Origin of the sequence: Nostoc sp., assembly GCF_036917615.1 — a bacterium.
Lineage (GTDB): Bacteria > Cyanobacteriota > Cyanobacteriia > Cyanobacteriales > Nostocaceae > Nostoc.
Genome location: NZ_JBALCZ010000027.1, coordinates 341,451 through 358,623, shown reverse-complemented (window position 1 = coordinate 358,623; position 17,173 = coordinate 341,451). Strand labels below are relative to the sequence as shown.

The 17,173-nt window shown below is 43.0% G+C and carries 12 protein-coding genes and 2 pseudogenes; 3 read left to right on the top strand and 11 right to left on the bottom strand.

Annotation, left to right across the window (positions count from 1 at the left end):
- Positions 1-782: 782 nt before the first annotated feature.
- Together V7K85_RS36470 and V7K85_RS11145 are read left to right on the top strand one after the other, a co-directional pair.
- Positions 783-944: a PIN domain-containing protein gene (locus V7K85_RS36470; protein ID WP_442940575.1), complete on the top strand. Its 162-nt coding sequence runs from the start codon at positions 783-785 to the stop codon at positions 942-944.
- 43 nt (positions 945-987) lie between these two features.
- Positions 988-1,533, top strand: a pseudogene (locus V7K85_RS11145) (aldo/keto reductase); the annotation flags it as partial.
- 95 nt (positions 1,534-1,628) lie between these two features.
- Here the strand turns inward: V7K85_RS11145 and V7K85_RS36465 are convergent.
- The 8 genes and pseudogenes from V7K85_RS36465 to purC form a co-directional block, all read right to left on the bottom strand.
- A pseudogene (locus V7K85_RS36465) lies at positions 1,629-2,003 on the bottom strand (MrcB family domain-containing protein); the annotation flags it as partial.
- A 182-nt stretch (positions 2,004-2,185) separates the two neighbouring features.
- Positions 2,186-3,505 (bottom strand): DNA cytosine methyltransferase, encoded by a 1,320-nt coding sequence (locus tag V7K85_RS11140; protein ID WP_334813512.1) that lies wholly within the window; start codon positions 3,503-3,505, stop codon positions 2,186-2,188.
- Between the two features lie 331 nt (positions 3,506-3,836).
- A complete protein-coding gene (gene lpxB / locus V7K85_RS11135; RefSeq protein ID WP_334813510.1) occupies positions 3,837-5,003 on the bottom strand; it encodes a lipid-A-disaccharide synthase in 1,167 nt (388 codons plus the stop codon).
- A 109-nt stretch (positions 5,004-5,112) separates the two neighbouring features.
- The gene (gene lpxA / locus V7K85_RS11130; protein ID WP_334813546.1) at positions 5,113-5,931 is read right to left on the bottom strand and encodes an acyl-ACP--UDP-N-acetylglucosamine O-acyltransferase; all 819 of its coding nucleotides are present in this window, start codon (positions 5,929-5,931) and stop codon (positions 5,113-5,115) included.
- 311 nt (positions 5,932-6,242) lie between these two features.
- Complete coding sequence (fabZ, locus tag V7K85_RS11125) at positions 6,243-6,773, bottom strand: 3-hydroxyacyl-ACP dehydratase FabZ (RefSeq protein WP_334813508.1); 531 nt, start codon at positions 6,771-6,773, stop codon at positions 6,243-6,245.
- A 58-nt stretch (positions 6,774-6,831) separates the two neighbouring features.
- Positions 6,832-7,707, bottom strand: a complete 876-nt coding sequence (gene lpxC, locus V7K85_RS11120; RefSeq protein ID WP_334813506.1) for a UDP-3-O-acyl-N-acetylglucosamine deacetylase — start codon at positions 7,705-7,707, stop codon at positions 6,832-6,834.
- Positions 7,708-7,917: 210 nt separating this feature from the next.
- A complete protein-coding gene (locus V7K85_RS11115) occupies positions 7,918-10,530 on the bottom strand; it encodes a BamA/TamA family outer membrane protein (RefSeq protein ID WP_334813504.1) in 2,613 nt (870 codons plus the stop codon).
- A gap of 174 nt (positions 10,531-10,704) precedes the next feature.
- Positions 10,705-11,442 carry a phosphoribosylaminoimidazolesuccinocarboxamide synthase gene (gene purC / locus V7K85_RS11110; protein ID WP_334813502.1) on the bottom strand — a complete coding sequence of 246 codons (738 nt, stop codon included), beginning with the start codon at positions 11,440-11,442 and terminating at the stop codon, positions 10,705-10,707.
- Between the two features lie 686 nt (positions 11,443-12,128).
- On the opposite strand from purC, the gene V7K85_RS11105 reads away from it, so the two are divergent.
- Positions 12,129-12,404 (top strand): DUF7219 family protein, encoded by a 276-nt coding sequence (locus tag V7K85_RS11105; protein WP_334813500.1) that lies wholly within the window; start codon positions 12,129-12,131, stop codon positions 12,402-12,404.
- 82 nt (positions 12,405-12,486) lie between these two features.
- On the opposite strand, the gene V7K85_RS11100 is transcribed toward V7K85_RS11105, so the two are convergent.
- The 3 genes from V7K85_RS11100 to V7K85_RS11090 form a co-directional block, all read right to left on the bottom strand.
- Positions 12,487-15,108 carry a GAF domain-containing protein gene (locus tag V7K85_RS11100; protein WP_334813498.1) on the bottom strand — a complete coding sequence of 874 codons (2,622 nt, stop codon included), beginning with the start codon at positions 15,106-15,108 and terminating at the stop codon, positions 12,487-12,489.
- A gap of 283 nt (positions 15,109-15,391) precedes the next feature.
- Entirely contained in the window at positions 15,392-16,522 is a 1,131-nt protein-coding gene (locus tag V7K85_RS11095; RefSeq protein ID WP_334813496.1) for a glycosyltransferase family 4 protein, read from the bottom strand.
- A gap of 6 nt (positions 16,523-16,528) precedes the next feature.
- Positions 16,529-17,173 carry a DUF4291 domain-containing protein gene (locus V7K85_RS11090; protein WP_334813494.1) on the bottom strand — a complete coding sequence of 215 codons (645 nt, stop codon included), beginning with the start codon at positions 17,171-17,173 and terminating at the stop codon, positions 16,529-16,531.

Here is a 17,173-nt window from a genome sequence, read left to right as displayed (position 1 = left end):
TTCAGCCTTTAGTGACAGTAATCTGCTGTCGGGCTGGATTAGCTATTTACGGACTGGTTACCGTGATTTACTAATCAACGAATCGCACGTATTGGCCGAATAGAATTTGCTACTACACAAGCAAAGTCCACCTCCGTGGACTAATAAAAAATCAAGATTTTTAACCCATGTAGGTGGGTAAAGTCTCGTGTAGCCGCGATTTCCAGCCGCCAAAGCAAGTAATAAATTAGACTTTTCAAACAACCTCTAAGTTAAATAGCGACCTGAATCGGAGTTTTTAGTTTCAAACAGGCTATTATTTGAGCATTAATTTGAGCAGATTTAAGCAAAGACAAAAGGAGAGTAGCAATACTCTCCTAACTTAATATAAGTGAAAATTTACTTTCTTAATGATTAAAGCAAGCTTGACGTTCATGCAATGAAAAAGCATGTCGTTCACGAGTAACGCATCAATTGAAGCTGCTCAACTCCGTGCCAGAATTAACATCAAATTACCATAGGAACTAATAATTTGATTTTTAAAATATACGTAGGGAAGCAAGTGCGTTGCGGAGGTTCCCGACGCTCGTTGCGCGGCATCGTCTCCCCTTCTCCCATTCGTGAGAGGCTAACGCCTGCCGTAGGATGCCCAAAGGGCTGTAGGGAGATGACTCGCTACCGCTTCTCTACGAGACGCGCAAGGGACGCTATCCGTTGTAGCAACTGGTGGTGCGTTACGCCAAAGGCTAACGCACCACCCGAAAGTTTCAGTGCGTTATCCTACGAAATAATACACCCTACATATACTTAGACTTTTTCAAAAATCAAATCGGATTGCTACAGATGCTATCCATGCAGCGACAGCACTGTTGACTCAATGCTCTAATTTTCTAACCAATGATCAGCGCTTTCGGAGTGTTCCTGATCTATCAGTAATTTTGCTTTATCAAATTAATTCTCCCTAGCTAAGATATTAGAATAAAAGTAATATCGCCCCCTAAGCCAATCATGACAGAAGGAAAGACGCGGCGTAATTTCCTAATTACCAGCATTGCTGTGACAGGAGGTATTGTGACAACTAATGCTTTACAGCAAAATACTACCAACACCGCAACACCGCCAGCAACCATGCCAGAACGGGTGCTGGGACGCACGGAAGTAAATCTACCTATCTTCGGCTTAGGAGGAGCAGGACAAACGCCGCTATCCTGGGAAGGAAAAGAAGGTGATGCTGCGGCAATTATTCAAAGAGCGCTGGAACTTGGCTTTCGTTACTTTGATACTGCGGCTAGTTATGGACCGAGTGAAGATTATTTAGGCAAAGTGCTACCACCCCATCGCTCAAAGCTGTTTCTAGCAAGCAAGACTGATCAAAGAGATCGGGATGGTGCATGGCGAGAATTGGAGCGATCGCTTAAACGTCTGAATACAGATTATCTCGATTTGTGGCAGTTGCATCGCCTTTCTTCTTCTGAAGAACTCGACACCATTTTTAGTCCATCTGGCGCAATTAAAGCTTTAGAAGAAGCCAGACAACAAAAATTGGTACGATTTTTGCCTCCCGATGGATCTTTAGGAATTACTTCTAGTTTTAGATCAATTTTCTCAAAAATATCAAAATTAGGTTTATTGAGCACTAGACCTCTCAATAAACTTGCTTGGCTTCTTAGAAATTCTCTAGAACCTGGAAGACCATAGATTTTTTTCTTAGAAGCTGAACCTTGACTAAGTGATAAATAAACACCTGAACAATCTGCACTAAAAAGATAGACTAAGAAAATCCCAGATGTAACACTATCAGTAATGGTTTTATTAAAAACTGCAATCCAAGGGAGCCAAGCCCATGAACCATTTCCTGGTGAAGATTTTATATTGTAAACATCTGAAAGAGCGAGTTGATCATTTAATAAATTAGGGACTTCATTTCTTAAATAATTTGCAAAAAAATGGTTTTTAAATATCTCTTTTCTGATATTTGGATAATCAATTATGATTTTTTCAATAATGTTTTTGAAATTGCCCATGATGATGTTAATGCGATTGTATCTCTTGGTTTATACTCTAAGACAAAGGGAACTACGAAATACTTTGAAAAAATAAAAAGTAGGAATTAAAAATCAACTGAATAAATTAATCTGAATTTACTAACTAACTTTTTAGGTTTTTTATAAAATCTAGTTTTTTGTACTATGTTTTTTTGTGTTTTCTAGTATGTGGAAGCATGAGATGTAATCTCAAACTTTTTTCTTCTAGGTTCTATAACCTGTGAGTTAAAAAAATAGTATTTAGAAGATTGTGTCATATTAAATGTCAGTAAAAAAACATCTCCTAAATCTCTTATGAGCAGAGGTTTATATGGTTTTATACCTAATATTTTAATAATTTCTAGTGCTACTGCTTTAGCTAAAAGGGGTGGTACTGAGTTTCCAATTTGTCTAAAGCCATGCCATTTAGTGATATGAAATCTAAACCAATCTGGATAAGAATGTAAACGCGCAGCTTCACGTACAGTAATACATCTGGGGGTAAATGGATGTATTGGTCTAGGAGAAGTAAAAGCTCCTCTATTACTAGCAGTTCCTGCTCTTAAGGTATTGGATATTCCTTGAGGATCGAGCTTATAAAAGCGACTTATTGGTTCTATTTCACCGTGAGGAGTCAACTCAAATCTTTTGATAGTTGTAAGAATATGCTTTGTTCTTAAACTCGACGTAAGTATTCTAGAGTCATAAGTGCGTTCATAAGAATAGTCATTTTCTGCCTTCTCAAGGTTACGAAGTTGCCTACCGTAATTACTTGGCTTACTAAAATCTGCAAATATCCAGTCTTTTTTATATAATTCTACGTAGTTTTCTACTTCAGGAAGGTCTTTAATGGCATCCCAAACAGTAGGACTTGGTGGAAGCTCAACAGCATAAATAGATTTATTTGCTTTTGCTAGTTTCGTAATTGGACATGGATAATTTGGTAATTCTAAGTCCTGACGGCAACCCATCAAAAATAATCTTTCGCGATTTTGGGGCACGCTATATTCAGCAGCATTTAAAACTTTATAATTTTTTTGTAATTTGTAGCCATTCTGCTCAAAACGATTGATTATCTCTGCAATAAACTCTTTATGCTTGCCTATAGTCATTCCTTTGACATTTTCAAGAACAAAAACCTTTGGCTGTAACTCCAAAACTAATCTTATAAAATGAAAAACTAAAGAGTTTCTAGGGTCATCAAAAAAACGTTTACCTATCAATGAAAAGCCTTGGCAAGGTGGCCCGCCAAATACCACATCAATTTCTCTATTACCTATAGAGGATAAACTTCTAATTTCTTCCCCGGTTGTATCCACAACACTTTTACATAACACTGAGCAAAAAGGGAAGTTAAACTCATGTGTTGCACAGTGGATCGGGTCAATTTCCACAGACGCCAACACATCAAAGCCAGCTTGTTCAAAGCCAAGAGTCATACCGCCCGCACCGGCGAATAAGTCAACTGCGATCGCTCGTTGTTTTCTCATCTCATGAGCCATGACACCTCAACATAATTCGTAATTAATAATGACGCTCACGGACTCGCTACCGCTACGCTAACGTAATTTGTAATTACCTTATGGATAAATGCAGCTTCTGGCAAAAACAGATGCTTCGGACTTAATTTTACTCATAAATAAACTAATTGATTCTCTATTTTTGATTACGAATTACGAATTACGTTAGCGCAATGTTAGTGATAGCGCAGCGTAAAGCCTTCTCTTGGAGAGGCTGCGCCAACGGCATGGCAACTTTTAGAGACGCTACGCGTAGCTTGCTTCCCCGAAGGGGTACGCTTAGAGCGAGTCATCCAGCGTCGGAAGAGCCTCATCAAGAATTATTTGGTCGCATTTGCAAAATTTCTTGAGCAGCGCGATCGCACACTCCAACTTCTCCTAAACTCCGCCGCATTTCCTGATAATCTAGCAAAGTTTGCTCTCTACGACTGGGATTGAGTAGTAGTTCCATCGCTGCTTGGATAATATTCTCTGGTGTGGCTTGCTCTTGTAAAAATTCTGGCACAATCGGCTTCATCACTACTAAATTGGGTGGCGATGCGAAGGTTATGGAACCTTTGAGGATTTTACGAGCTATCCAAGCAGTCAGGGAACTTAGGCGGTAAACTACAACTTGCGGCACATTTAACAGAGCAAGTTCCAGGTTGACAGTACCAGATTTGCTAATCGCTAAATCGGCCGCAGCAAAAACTTCCATTTGTTGACCTGATACAACTGTAGCCTGCAAACCGTAACGCTCAATAGCCTCCTCAATTGGCTGTTTATAGACTTCCAAAGATAGGGGAATCCAAAAATGAACTTTAGGTAATTTAGCTTGAATAGTTTGGGCAGCTTGAAAAATAATTGGTAAAAGATATTTGAGTTCTTGGTGGCGAGAGGCAGGGAGGAGTGCGATCGCAATCTGTTCTGGTGCAATTCCTAGTGTTGCACGCGCTGCTTGGCGACTGGGAGCGTCTTGCATTCGGTCAACCAAAGGATGTCCTACCCAAATAACTTTTGCCCCTTGTTCTCGAAAGTAACGGGCTTCTTGTGGGAAGATTGCCAACAGCTTGTCTGTAAAGCCAACAATCCTGTTAGTCCTACGGAAATTGACTGACCAAGCCCACTCTTGGGGAGCGATGTAATATACCACAGGCACATCTGGCAAATGCTGTTTCATGTAAGTCCCAATTCCGATATTCGGACTCATGTAATCGATCAGCACCACTAAATCAGGTGGATCTTGCTTTAGGGAAGCGATCGCCCGTCGTTGCACTTGAAAAGTCGGTAAAACATAAGGCAGCCCTTCTTGAATACCCACTGAGCCAATACTACTGGTATTTCCCAGCAGAATTGCCCCAGCCTCTACCATTTTTTCGCCACCCAGCGCCACAATCTTTAATTCCAACCCAATCGTCACAGCTTGACGCTTCAGCGCTGTAATTAGCAGCGACCCTTGCAAATCGCCAGATACTTCGCCAGTGCTGATAAATATCCGCATTTGATAATTGGTAATTAGTAAAAACTTAAAAGTGAGGAGTGAATAGTTAGGAGTTAGGAGTTAAAAATTTAATTCATTAACTCATAACTCATAACTCATAACTTATAATTCACGATTCATCACTGGCGCTTTTTTTCCCCTTACCGGGAATCAACCCACGCCTTCCTGGCATCTGAGAAAGTAGCAGAAAGCGGCGCAGATACTGCAATTCTTCGCTATCCCCTAACAGTTCCAGTTGTTCCAAGGCATCCTTAAATGACAAATCAGAACGGTAGAGAATGCGGAAGGCTTTTTTCAGCATTTGCAAATCTGCTGAGTCCATACCAGAGCGTTTAAGTCCGACAAGGTTGAGGGTTCGTACCCGCGCCGGATTTCCCTCCACTAGCATATATGGGGCGACATCCCGGTCAATACGTGCCATACCTCCCACCATTGCCTGTCTACCAATATGCACAAATTGATGGACACCTAAAACCCCACTCAGTCTAGCGCGTGACTCTATATGGACATGACCTGCCAACGCCACAGAGTTAGCAATCACTACTTGGTCTTCAATCACGCAGTTATGAGCCACATGGACATAAGCCATCAGCAGATTACCATCACCAATTACCGTCGCTTCACCGGCACCGGTAGCACGGTTAATGGTAACGTACTCACGAATCAAGTTGTGATCACCAATTTTGACCCAGGTTGGTTCTCCCACAAACTTGAGATCCTGGGGTTCCATGCCGATGGCTGCACCTGTAAAAATCTGATTTTGCGCCCCAATTTCACAAGGTCCCTCTAGCACTGCATGAGCGCCGATTATTGTTTCAGGGCCCACTTTGACATGCGCTCCAATCACAGCATAGGCACCGACTTGCACTGTATGGTGAAGTTCCGATTTCGGATGAATTACAGCAGTTGGATGAATTAGCGTTTTCAAGGGTGAATCTCCAGAACTGTCTTGATAAGCCAGTGCCAGAAGGGGTTTATGAAGCAGTGCGTTACTCTGGTTAAGAGGGTTATACCGACTGCCGTCCCATCGAGGCGACTGGCATTGTTGAGCGTGAAGTATTTCAGTGAACGAAAGTGTCGGGCAAAGCAAGTTAAGTGTGTTCGCGAGTGCGTCTCGTAGAGAGGGCGTCAAAAATCAAGAAATTATCAGATGCTGTTGTGGATTTTTTTTCCTGTTATCCTTTTTCAGGATTCAGTAGGGGCATTTCACGGCTATGCCCAGACCACGAAAGCAAACTTTTAGTTAACTAGAGAAAACATTAATTCCCCTTCAGAAGCAAGTTGACCATCAACTTCGGCACGACCTTGCATCTTACCGAAACGACGTTGTTTTACCCATAACAGTTCCAACGTCATTACTAGTTGATCCCCCGGTACGACCTGGCGGCGAAAGCGGACTTTATCGATACCAGCGAAAACGAACAGTCCGTCTTCTTCCGGAGACATTTGAGTCAGGACAATGCCCCCGACTTGTGCCATTGCTTCGACAATTAGCACCCCTGGCATCAGTGGACGTCCAGGGAAATGTCCTTGGAAATGGGGTTCGTTAATAGTGACATTTTTAACGCCAACAGCTTTTTTACCTGGAACGTAGTCAATTATTTTGTCTACAAGTAAAAATGGGTAGCGATGGGGTAGCAATTTCTGAATTTCTTCAGATGTAAAAGTTGTTTTAATCTCAGAGCTGATTGTAGTCTCATTTATAGCCTGTGGTTCGGTAGATGTAGGTGTAGTCGTATCGATGGTATTCACTTCACTGAGGATTGACATTGGCCGTGTAGTTGATTTTTCATCTGAAAGTTGAGTAGGCAGGCGTATATCGAAAGCCTTAATAATTCAGGATTTTAGGCTTTAGATCCAATCCAAAATCTAAAATTCTTTGAGCCAGTTGAATGTGTAAATTGTGACTGGCTTTATACGCTAAGAAATGAGCACTAGGAAAAGTTCCTAGTAAACTTAAATCTCCTACTAAATCCAAGATTTTATGACGGACTGGCTCATTTGCAAATCTCAATGGTGGATTTAGCCAGCCTTCTGGTCCACAAACCAGTGCATTATCCAAACTGCCACCTTTAATTAGCCCTGTTTTTTGCAAGTGTTCAATTTGATGCAGTAACCCAAAAGTCCGCGCAGGAGCGATTTCCGTAGCAAAGCTAGCAGAAGCGTTTCCTAGTTCAGCGGCTAGTGACCAACTGTGCCATTGATTACCAATGGCAGGCAGGTCAAAATCAATACCGTAACTAAAGCGGGTTTCTGGTGCTGGGAGGGCAGATACAAAAGCATCCCCTTCATAGACCCATATTGGTTCTGTAACAGCCAAGGGAACTTGGTTGTTAACAGGTTGTGATACTAAGCCAACTTGGGCAATGTTGGCTGTCCACACACTTGCTGAACCATCCAAAAGTGGAACTTCTGGGCCATCAATTTCAATGCGGGCATTATCCACACCCATACCAGAAAGTGCTGCCAACAAATGCTCTACCGTACGAACATATACTTCACCCTTGCCCAACTGAGTTGAGAGAACAGTGTGACTAACTGCCGCAACTTGGGCTGGAATGATCGGCAAATCCGGTAAATCCACCCGCACAAAGTAGCGTCCACTTCCCGCCTGAGCTGGTAGTATCCGCACCTGGGTATTCACACCGCTATGCAGTCCCACTCCAGTTTGAGTGATTTGGGCTGCTAAAGTGTGCTGTTGCATAGCCGAAAAGTCAATATATTTCGTTTAGTATTGTTCATCGTCTGTTTTGGTAAAATCCCTGATATTTCCTTAAAAATGTCATTAATCCCTTTATCGGAACAGTATTGAGGTAAATGTAAAAATTAGCAAGCTAATCCCAAAAAGTTATGAGTTAAGAGTGAGGAGTGAGGAATTAAAACTCATAACTCCTAACTTCTAACTCCTAACTGGTTAAAACCTTTCACCAATACCGAAATTAATCCTGCTATCACCGTCATTGTTGATACCATAGTCAATACGAATTGGCCCCAGTGGAGACTGGACGCGAACGCCAAGACCATAGCCGAAGCCACTGCCGTTTTTGTTCAGGACTTCAGCAGCCCTGGTACTAGTTCCCAGGTCACTGCCGACATCAAAAAATAGTGCGCCGCTGACTACAGAAAAAACTGGGAACCGATACTCAACTGATGCTTGCACATAAGAGCGTCCACTACCTAATGCTCCTTCTTCATAACCCCGGACGGAGTTGCTACCGCCAAGGGTAAAAGCTTCGTAGGGAGGCAAGTCACCGAAGATGGTTCCTGCTTGCAGGTTAAATGCTAAGGTTTGTGCCCCTTTGGTGAGGCTAATCAGCTTGATGGGTAAATATTGGCTGTAGCTACCCCGGAATCTGGTGAGGAAAATGTTGCCTAACCCGATAGGAACCGACTGATCAACCCCGAAGCGGAGATAAGAACCACTGGTGGGTTGCAGGGGGTTATTCCGGAGATCGCGCTGTGCCCCCAGTTGCAGCAGTAGTAAATCGTCTTGACCGCTGCTAGATAAAGTCAGTGGAATTTCATCACTGGTGCGGATGCCGTTATCATCATTAAATACTGCTCCTGTTTTTCTGAGATTCCCATCAGCATCACGGGCAGAAACTCGTTGATACTGTAAACCCGCTGAGGCAGTCCAGACCGAAGTTTTGTAGGGATTGGCAGACAGGGGACGGGTAAAGGTGACACCACCACCTAGACGGAGAATCCGGGGGCGATCCTGAGAATTTGTATTAGTGGGATTATCTGGGTCAAACGTCCTAATATCTTCATCTTTGCCATCAAAAATCAAAGAAATCGAACTGCGACGAAAAATATTGGTTGTGTAAGAAGTCCGGTAAGGATCTCCCGCGATCCAGGGGTCTGTAAACCGGATGTCAAACAGCAGTTCCCGTTCTCCCACCTGTATTTCTGTCCCCAGTTTTTGGTTCCTACCGTTCAGGTTTTGCTGTTGATAGCTAACTGTGCCAAAAAGTCCGCTAGCAGAACTAATCCCTGCCCCAGCCGCAATAGAACCGCTGCTCCGTTCAGCTACATTCACTACTACATCTACCTTACTGGGGTCAGTACCAGGGTCAAGAGAGACATTCACATCTTCAAATAGTCCCAGTCCATACACGCGCTGTAGGTCTTTTTGCACCGTGTTGCGGTTGAATACTTGTCCTGGTTTTAATTCTAATTCTCGTGTAATAATGTAATCTTGCGTCCGTCCGCGAATTGGTTGTCCCTTCTCGTCTGTCTCTTGACCATCTTTATTGCGGAACCGGACTCTAATGTTTTCTACTACACCTTCTGCTACTTGCAAGGTAACAACTCCGTTTTCAGAGACTTGTGGCGCTCCAATCACGTTGGCTAACACGTAACCTTGGTCTTGATACCGCTTGTTTAACTGCTTGATGCCTTCCTGCAAGTCACGCAAGTTGAGGATTTTGCCATACTGTTCACGAAAGACTTCATCTACAGTATTAGCTGGTAGTACGGAAGCAACACCAGTGCCAGGATTGGCTTGCACTTGTACCTTGCTGAGGACGGGGTTAGGCTGTACAACAAAGCTCACTCGTACTCCCAAGGGGGTATCTTCTGGCGCTGCTTGGACGTTGGAGAAGAAGCCAGTACCAAAAATGGCATTAATATCTTCTTGCAGTTGGCTGCGAGTTGTGGTTCGTCCTGGTTGGGTACGAATTACTCTGTAAACTTGGTCTTCCAGTTCTGGTGATAGTTGTCCAGCCTGTGATCTAACTAGTACTTCCGACACTAGTACGCGGGGGTCATTCGCTTCTGGGGCTGTGTTGGGTTGAGTATTTCCCGGAGTTGTCGGCGGGTTAACATTCTGTGGACTTGGAGTAGCGCCTGGACGTGGGGTAGGTGTTCTTTGTTGACTACCTGGGAGGGGAATGTCTGGAGCGGCTGATGGTTGTGGAGTTGTGGGTAATAAAGGTTCCGTTGTCGGTGGATTAACATTTTCTGGGACTGGAGTTGTCTCAGGAGTTGGGGAAAGCGTTGGTTGTTGATTACCTGGGGGGGGAATGTCTGGAGCGGCTGATGGTTGTGGAGTTGTGGGTAATAAAGGTTCCGTTGTCGGTGGATTGACATTTTCTGGGACTGGAGTTGTCTCAGGAGTTGGGGAAAGCGTTGGTTGTTGAATATCTGGAGGTGGGATGTCCGGGGCGGGAGATGGCTGTTGAGTAAGGTTGGGATTGATTTGAGGGGCTTGTGCAGTTTTTGGCGTTGTGGAGGTTGGCACTATTACCTCTGATGTCGTCATTGCTGCTGGATTGGCAGGGTAAACTGCGACAACACGGGATTGGGGACGCTCCGCCTCTATAACCCTTGTGGGTTGAGGTCGAGATTCTAGACTTTTACTAGAGTTACTCTGACCAGTGTCCTTTTCTGGCTGCTGATTTGTTTCTAGTGTCAAAACTTCTGTTGTCTGTTTTGAACTGTTGGCGGTTTCTGCATTTGCACTCAATGAGACGCCCAAAGGGACTGCAATTGCTACTGCTGCCAGCAATACGGGAGATAAACGCATTTTACTTATGATTCCTCTTCACGACCACACACACCATCACAAGGCAATAATGCCCTAATGCCAAAGGTAAAACTCAAAACATAATTTTTTTATTTTGCTTTTTTACTTTACAAGGCAAAAGGCAAAAGGCAAAAGTCAAATATAATTTCTTCTTAACTTTTGGTTTTTACCTGTTTAACTTTTAGTTTCTACCGCTTTTAGCACTCTCTGTAAAACCTCCTGGTAGGCATCCTCTACATTTCCTAAGTCCCGGCGAAAGCGGTCTTTGTCCATTACCCGGCGGTTTGAGTCCTCTTCTCTGGTATCCCACAAACGGCAGGTGTCAGGGCTAATTTCGTCTGCTAAGAGCAACTGCTGCTGTGAGTCCAAACCAAACTCTAGTTTGAAGTCTACTAGAGTAATGCCGCACCCCTGCCAAAAGTTACTGAGAAATTCGTTGATTTGCAATGCTAGATGGGTAATTGCGTCTACTTGTTCCGGAGTAGCTAGTTCTAGCAGGTACAGGCGATCGCTTGTCAACAAAGGATCTCCTAATGAGTCATTTTTGTAATAAAACTCCACTAAAGGCTGTTTCAGAATTGTACCCACTGGTAACCCTGTTTGTTGACACAGACTCCCAGCAGCAATATTTCTGATAACTACTTCTAAGGGTAAAATCTTTACTGCCTTCACCCGCATCTGATTCGGGGCAGGGCTGTCGATAAAGTGAGTCTTTATACCATTTGCCTCCAACTGTTTAAAAAGCTGGCTGGAAATGCTACAATTAATTTTTCCTTTCCCTTGGATGCTGCCACGCTTTTGGGCGTTAAACGCTGTGGCGTCGTCCTTAAAATCCGCCAACAAGACTTCCGGATTGTCCGTAGTATAAAGAATTTTCGCTTTGCCTTCGTATAACTTGGAATTAACAAACATGGTGGCAGGTAAAGTTCTAGGCGATGGACAAAAGTTGTCCTTTGAGGCTTCACCATTTTATCTTTAGTTATTAACTATTAGCCATTGGTGATTATTGAAGAGGATGCTGGATGCCGATAATTGGGCAAAGGGGCAGAGAGCAGGCAGCAGAGGGGAAAGATTTTCCCTCATAGACCCCGCAGCTTTTTTTCCTTGTCTCTTCTTACTAACTGCTTAGTAGCCAGTTACCTAAGATTTACAACTCAATCTCTAACTTTTAACAGAGGACAATTTGTTTTAGTATGTAATATATATCCTTAAGTAGTTTCACCCTCATTAGTTTGTAAAATTTTTTGCAAGCGAAAACATTTATCAGATATACCGATATGTTTTAATAGTTTATAACTCAGGGTTTAAACTGAAGTTAATTACAATCCGAACTTCATAAATTAAGATGAGATAAATTGACAACTCGAAGGAAAGTCAAACATAATCCAGTTACTTGATAGGGATTTTTTTTCGTAACATTTACCGTAAAAGGACTTCAAGCTTCATCCTCTAATATCAAAATCTGAATCAACCAATTCCCACATAACCATTTGGAAAAGGAGTTTGATGATTTGATTTTCCGGAGTCTGACAAAAATAAAGATCAGGTTAGCTAGTGATTCAGCTTCAAAGATTAAAACACAAGGTGAATTGAATAAATTGGATAAAAAAATAGTGAACAAGGATGATTTTCTCTACCCTCGTGGTCGCTACTACGGTCAGGTAAAGCCAGAAAACTTGGTTTTTAATGCGAATCTACAGGAATTTGCCCAACGAGTAAGCTACATTTGCAACTTAGAAACAGGTGGAAAACTACCTCCAGGTGCAGCTTACGAACAAATCAAGGATCTATGGAAACAGTTAAAACGCTCAAAAAAAGAGCTAAGAATTGGTGAAGACCCATTTCAGGATGACCAAGGAGAGGTTCAAGGTTGAAGAAAAGACGCAGGAACGCGGGGATGAGGGAGTAGGAGACCAAAGGGTAAATAATCAATGCCCAATGACTAATGACTAATGACTACTTAGTAAGCATTGTCCAAACACCATCCCAAGACTCTGGGGGCGGCGTTTGTTGATAATTACGCGCCCGTTCTAGGTGGATATCAACAGCTTGGTCTTGGGGTTGGATGCATTTGGCGGCTTGAAAACAGGCGATCGCTTGTGAAAAGTTGCGTGATAAATAAGCCGAGCGTCCAGTATGATAGTGAAACAAAAACTCTTGAGTATTGGCATCTAGGGGAGTAGTGCGATCGCCAATTAACTCGTAGATATTCACCGCCTGGTGTTTGCCTTTGACGCGAATTTTATCTAACTGGCGCACCCAAATGCGATCGCTGCAAAGCTGGTAAGTAAATTCACTTAAAAGAATATCACAACCATAATCCTTAGTTACCGCTTCCAAGCGCGAACTAAAATTTACGCTATCTCCAATTATGGTATAATCCATCCGTTTGCGGGAACCAATATTACCCGAAACCACATCCCCAGAACTAATTCCAATGCCAATATGAATTTGTGGCTGCGTCTGGATAATTCGTCGTTGGTTAAATTCCTCTAGGCGGCGTCGCATATCTAACGCTGACTGCACAGCCCTCCAAGCATGATTTTCTGTAAATGGTAACGGCGCACCAAATACGGCCATCAAGGCATCACCAATAAATTTATCGAGAGTGCCTTCGTAGTTAAAAACCGCCTCCACCATCGTTTCAAAATACTGATTGAGCAGCGATACCACCTCAGCTGCACCGAGATTTTCCGTAAGTGTTGTGTAATCCCGGATATCAGAAAACAAGATGGTTACTTCCTTGCGTTCGCCCACCATTAAAGCATCTTCCCCCAGAGCCATAACTTGTTCAGCTACATGAGGCGTCAGGTAACGGGACATGGTAGTTTTCATCCGTTTTTCTTGACTAATGTCTTCCAACACCACCAAACCACCCCGGACACCGCCTTCTGGGTTAGTTAGGGGATTAACAGTAAGATTGATACTGCGCTCTAATGTTTGTACCTGTTCAGAGGTGAGAAACTCAGATTGGGGAGTCAGGGGTTGATTCCAGGGAATGAAAATATCAGGGTTAGTGCGATCGCGCACTGCTAAAATTGAATGTTGATTCCTAAGTCCTGTTAGCGGATAGCTATGGTTTAGCCCGTATTGAGTTTCACTTTTAACTCCAAACTCCTCACTCATCACTTGGTATAGTCCCACCATTAAACTTTGCTCTGGCACATAATGTTTAGCTCCAGTTTTTAAACTATCTTCTAGTCGCATTTGGAGATTTTCAATTGGCACAACTTCCCAAACTAGGCAGCCAATCAAATTTTGTTCCCACAAAAGCTTGTTGTTCTTAGTATTAGCATCTCCTCTCGGACAACCCAATAACTCCAGTGCCGCATCATTAATAGTGACAATCCGTCCTGCCATATCTGTAGAAATCACAGCATCTGACAGACTTTGCAAAATGTCTTTTTGATACTGTTTTTCTAACAGCACATTTTCAAACAGGCGAGCATTTTCTAAGGCAATTCCTGCCTGAATATTAAAAGCCCGCATAAATTCTTCATCAGAAGCAGTAAAACTGCTTTGTTGCTTATTAATTAATTGTGTGACGCCAATCAATTCATTTGCAGAATTAAATACTGGTAAACATAGGATATTACGAGTTATATAACCAGTTTTTCTATCTGTAGTCGGGTCAAAGCGGGGGTCTTTGTAAGCATCGGAGATATTTAAGGCTTCACCAGTGGAAGCCACATAGCCAGCAATACCACGGTTAGCGGGAATGCGGATTTCTATCAAATTTGTGCCATCTGCCGCCGCTGCAACTTTCGTCCAGAGTTCGCTCATCTCTTTACGATATAAAAACAGTGTGCTGCGGTCTGCTTGCATTAAAATTCGAGCTTGCTCCATGACTATCTGCAAAGTTGCTTCTAAATCCAAACTTTGCCCCAGTGTCTGAGTTGCCAGCAACAAAGCCGTTGCACCTCGTTGATTGCGAGCTGCTACATAAAAAGATTGGCAGCTTTCCAGAATAATACCAATAGAAGCGGCGAAGTCTCGAAAACGTTCTTCATCATCAGAATTAAACGGAACATTACCGGTTTTATTAGCCAGTTGAACTACTGCTACGGTCTGGTTTTTACTACTGATAACAGGCATACATAAAATATTATGGATTTTGTAGCCCATTTGTTTTTCCAGTTCTGGGCTAAATAGGGGATGAGTATAAGTTTCAGATATATTTAGATATTGACCTGTACTGGCAACATGACCGGGGATACCCACTGTAATGGGAATACGAATTTCTAAGAATTTTTGAGTATTATCTTGAGGAACTTTTGACCACAGTTGACCTTTGTCATAGTCAACTAAAAAAATGGCTGTGTGTTCTGCTTGAAGAATCTGACCAATTTTGAGTGTGATAGCTTCTAGCACTTTCTCCAACATAGTTTCTAGAGCTTCATTATTGATCAGTTCAATAGCTCTAAGAAATTGCTGGAACTCAGCAGTTATGAAGTCGAGTAAGCAAACAAATTCATTAACAGATAAGTCTTTTACGCGACGCAGTAGGGCGTGAGTACGATTAACTTGAGTCAGTTCAGTTAATGTAGCCAAGACGCTGCCAGGGTAGGGGAGTGTCATGGGAATTTTAGATTTTAGACTTCGGCTTCGCTCAGTCGAACGATTTTGGGGGTTGGGGATTGAGAGGTTTGAGGTTCTGAGCTTCATTAATAAGTCTTTGATCTGCATTAATTGAGTCCAGGACTTATGCAATAACTCTCTAAAATTCTTATTCCTTTGTGTCCTTTGCGTCCTTTGCGGTTCGTTTTATCATGATTTTGCGTAAGTCCTGGAGTCTTTGAACTCCATTATTGAGTCTTTGAGCTAGATGAACAGGTCTCTAATTTCCCTAGTCCCCAGTCCCCTATTTTGTCAACTGTTCAGAAAATATCACCTTTTGGTAGTAATCTTGTAGCTGCCTAGTAGCAGCTGCCCAACCCCAACTTTCTGCTTCCCGGCGAGCATTTTGACGGATGATGTCTCGTTGTTGTTTTTGTTCTAAGAGGCGAATTGTAGCAGCGATCGCTCCTTGAACATCTGCTGTTGGCTCAAAAAGATATCCATTTACCCCATCTGTCACAATATCAGGAATCCCCCCCGAACGGGCTGCTACCACCGGACAGCCAGCTGCCATTGCTTCTAGTAGTACTAAGCCTAGTGTTTCTGTACGGGAAGGAAAGATAAAGGCATCAGCACTTGCAAAGGCAGAACCTAACTCTTGCCCCATGAGATACCCAACAAAATAAGTGTTTGTGCCAGCAAAGTGTTTTTGCAATGCTTGACGGTGGGGCCCATCCCCAACCAATGCTAACCGCGCTTGGGGAATTGCCTCTAAAATTGGTTTGATGCGCTCAATTTCTTTTTCAGCGGAAAGCCGCCCAACGTAAAGTAGCAATGGACTTTCTGGATGATTTTGCGATAAGCGCGATCGCATCTGTACACTAGCTAAATCGGGGTGAAATAATTCTGTATCTACCCCACGTTGCCACAAATCTACACGTTCAATACCATGTGCCGTTAGTTCCTCAATCATTGCTGTTGAGGTACACAGATTCAAAGCTGCTTGATTATGAGCGCCTTTCAGCAGTTCCCAAAGAAAACCTTCCAACATCCCCAAGCCGTAATGTTGGAGATATTGGGGTAAATGGGTATGATAAGACGCTACCAAGGGGATTCTGAGGATTTTGCTATAAAATATGCCAGCTAAACCCAAAACTGCTGGATTCACGACATGAATAATATCTGGCTTAAACTCTTCTAAAACATAACCAATGGCTGGACGGGGTAATGCCATTTTCAATTCTGGATACAATGGCAGAGGAAAGCCAGTAACCCCGTAAACTTTAGCGCCTTTGTGTTCAGTGATGCCTCCATCAGGGGCAATCACTAGCACTTGATTACCACTGCGCTGTAGATGGTCAACGGTATGGCGCAGGCGCGTAACAATGCCGTCAACCTTGGGTAAAAAGGTTTCGGTGAATAGGGCAATTCTCATATAAAACTATTCAGTCCAGGCAGATAATCTCAGCTTTTTTTGTATTTCGGTATCAAACACACAGTAAACTGTCTCCCGTGGTGTAATCAATTCTGTACACTCAGACTTAATGTTTTGCCGCTGTTTTTGTACAAAGTCCGAGATGTCTTCGATGTTCACAATCCAATCTTTGGCGTAAGCAGCTAGCACTTGACCACGTAACCCTAACTGAATAGCGCGTCGTTCTAATTTTGTCCCAGATGGGTGATGGTCTGGGTCCCATTGTAGGCGGACTTGTGAGTGCTTCAGTGCTTTTTGCCATGCACTTTTATTGGGATAAAGTTCTGGAACGTAGCTGGAATCAACAGCCGCCGCTAAAATTTCATCAAAAGCCGAACGCTTAACCCAAATAGCTAACACTACCTCTTGCCCAGTTTCTGTACCCCATCTGGAACGATACATCATCCAGAGGAAGTTAGGTTTTATCCAACTCATGCGGTCAAAACTGAACTCATCACCAAAATAACCGTAGGTGGCAGCAAAGTTACCAATAGCTGGACGATATGCCTGATAAACAACAATTGAATGGTCGTCATATTGTGCTAATATATGACGACCATTTTTAGGCCAATTACTGACTTGAGTTAAATAAGGTTCTGTGATTAGCCGCAC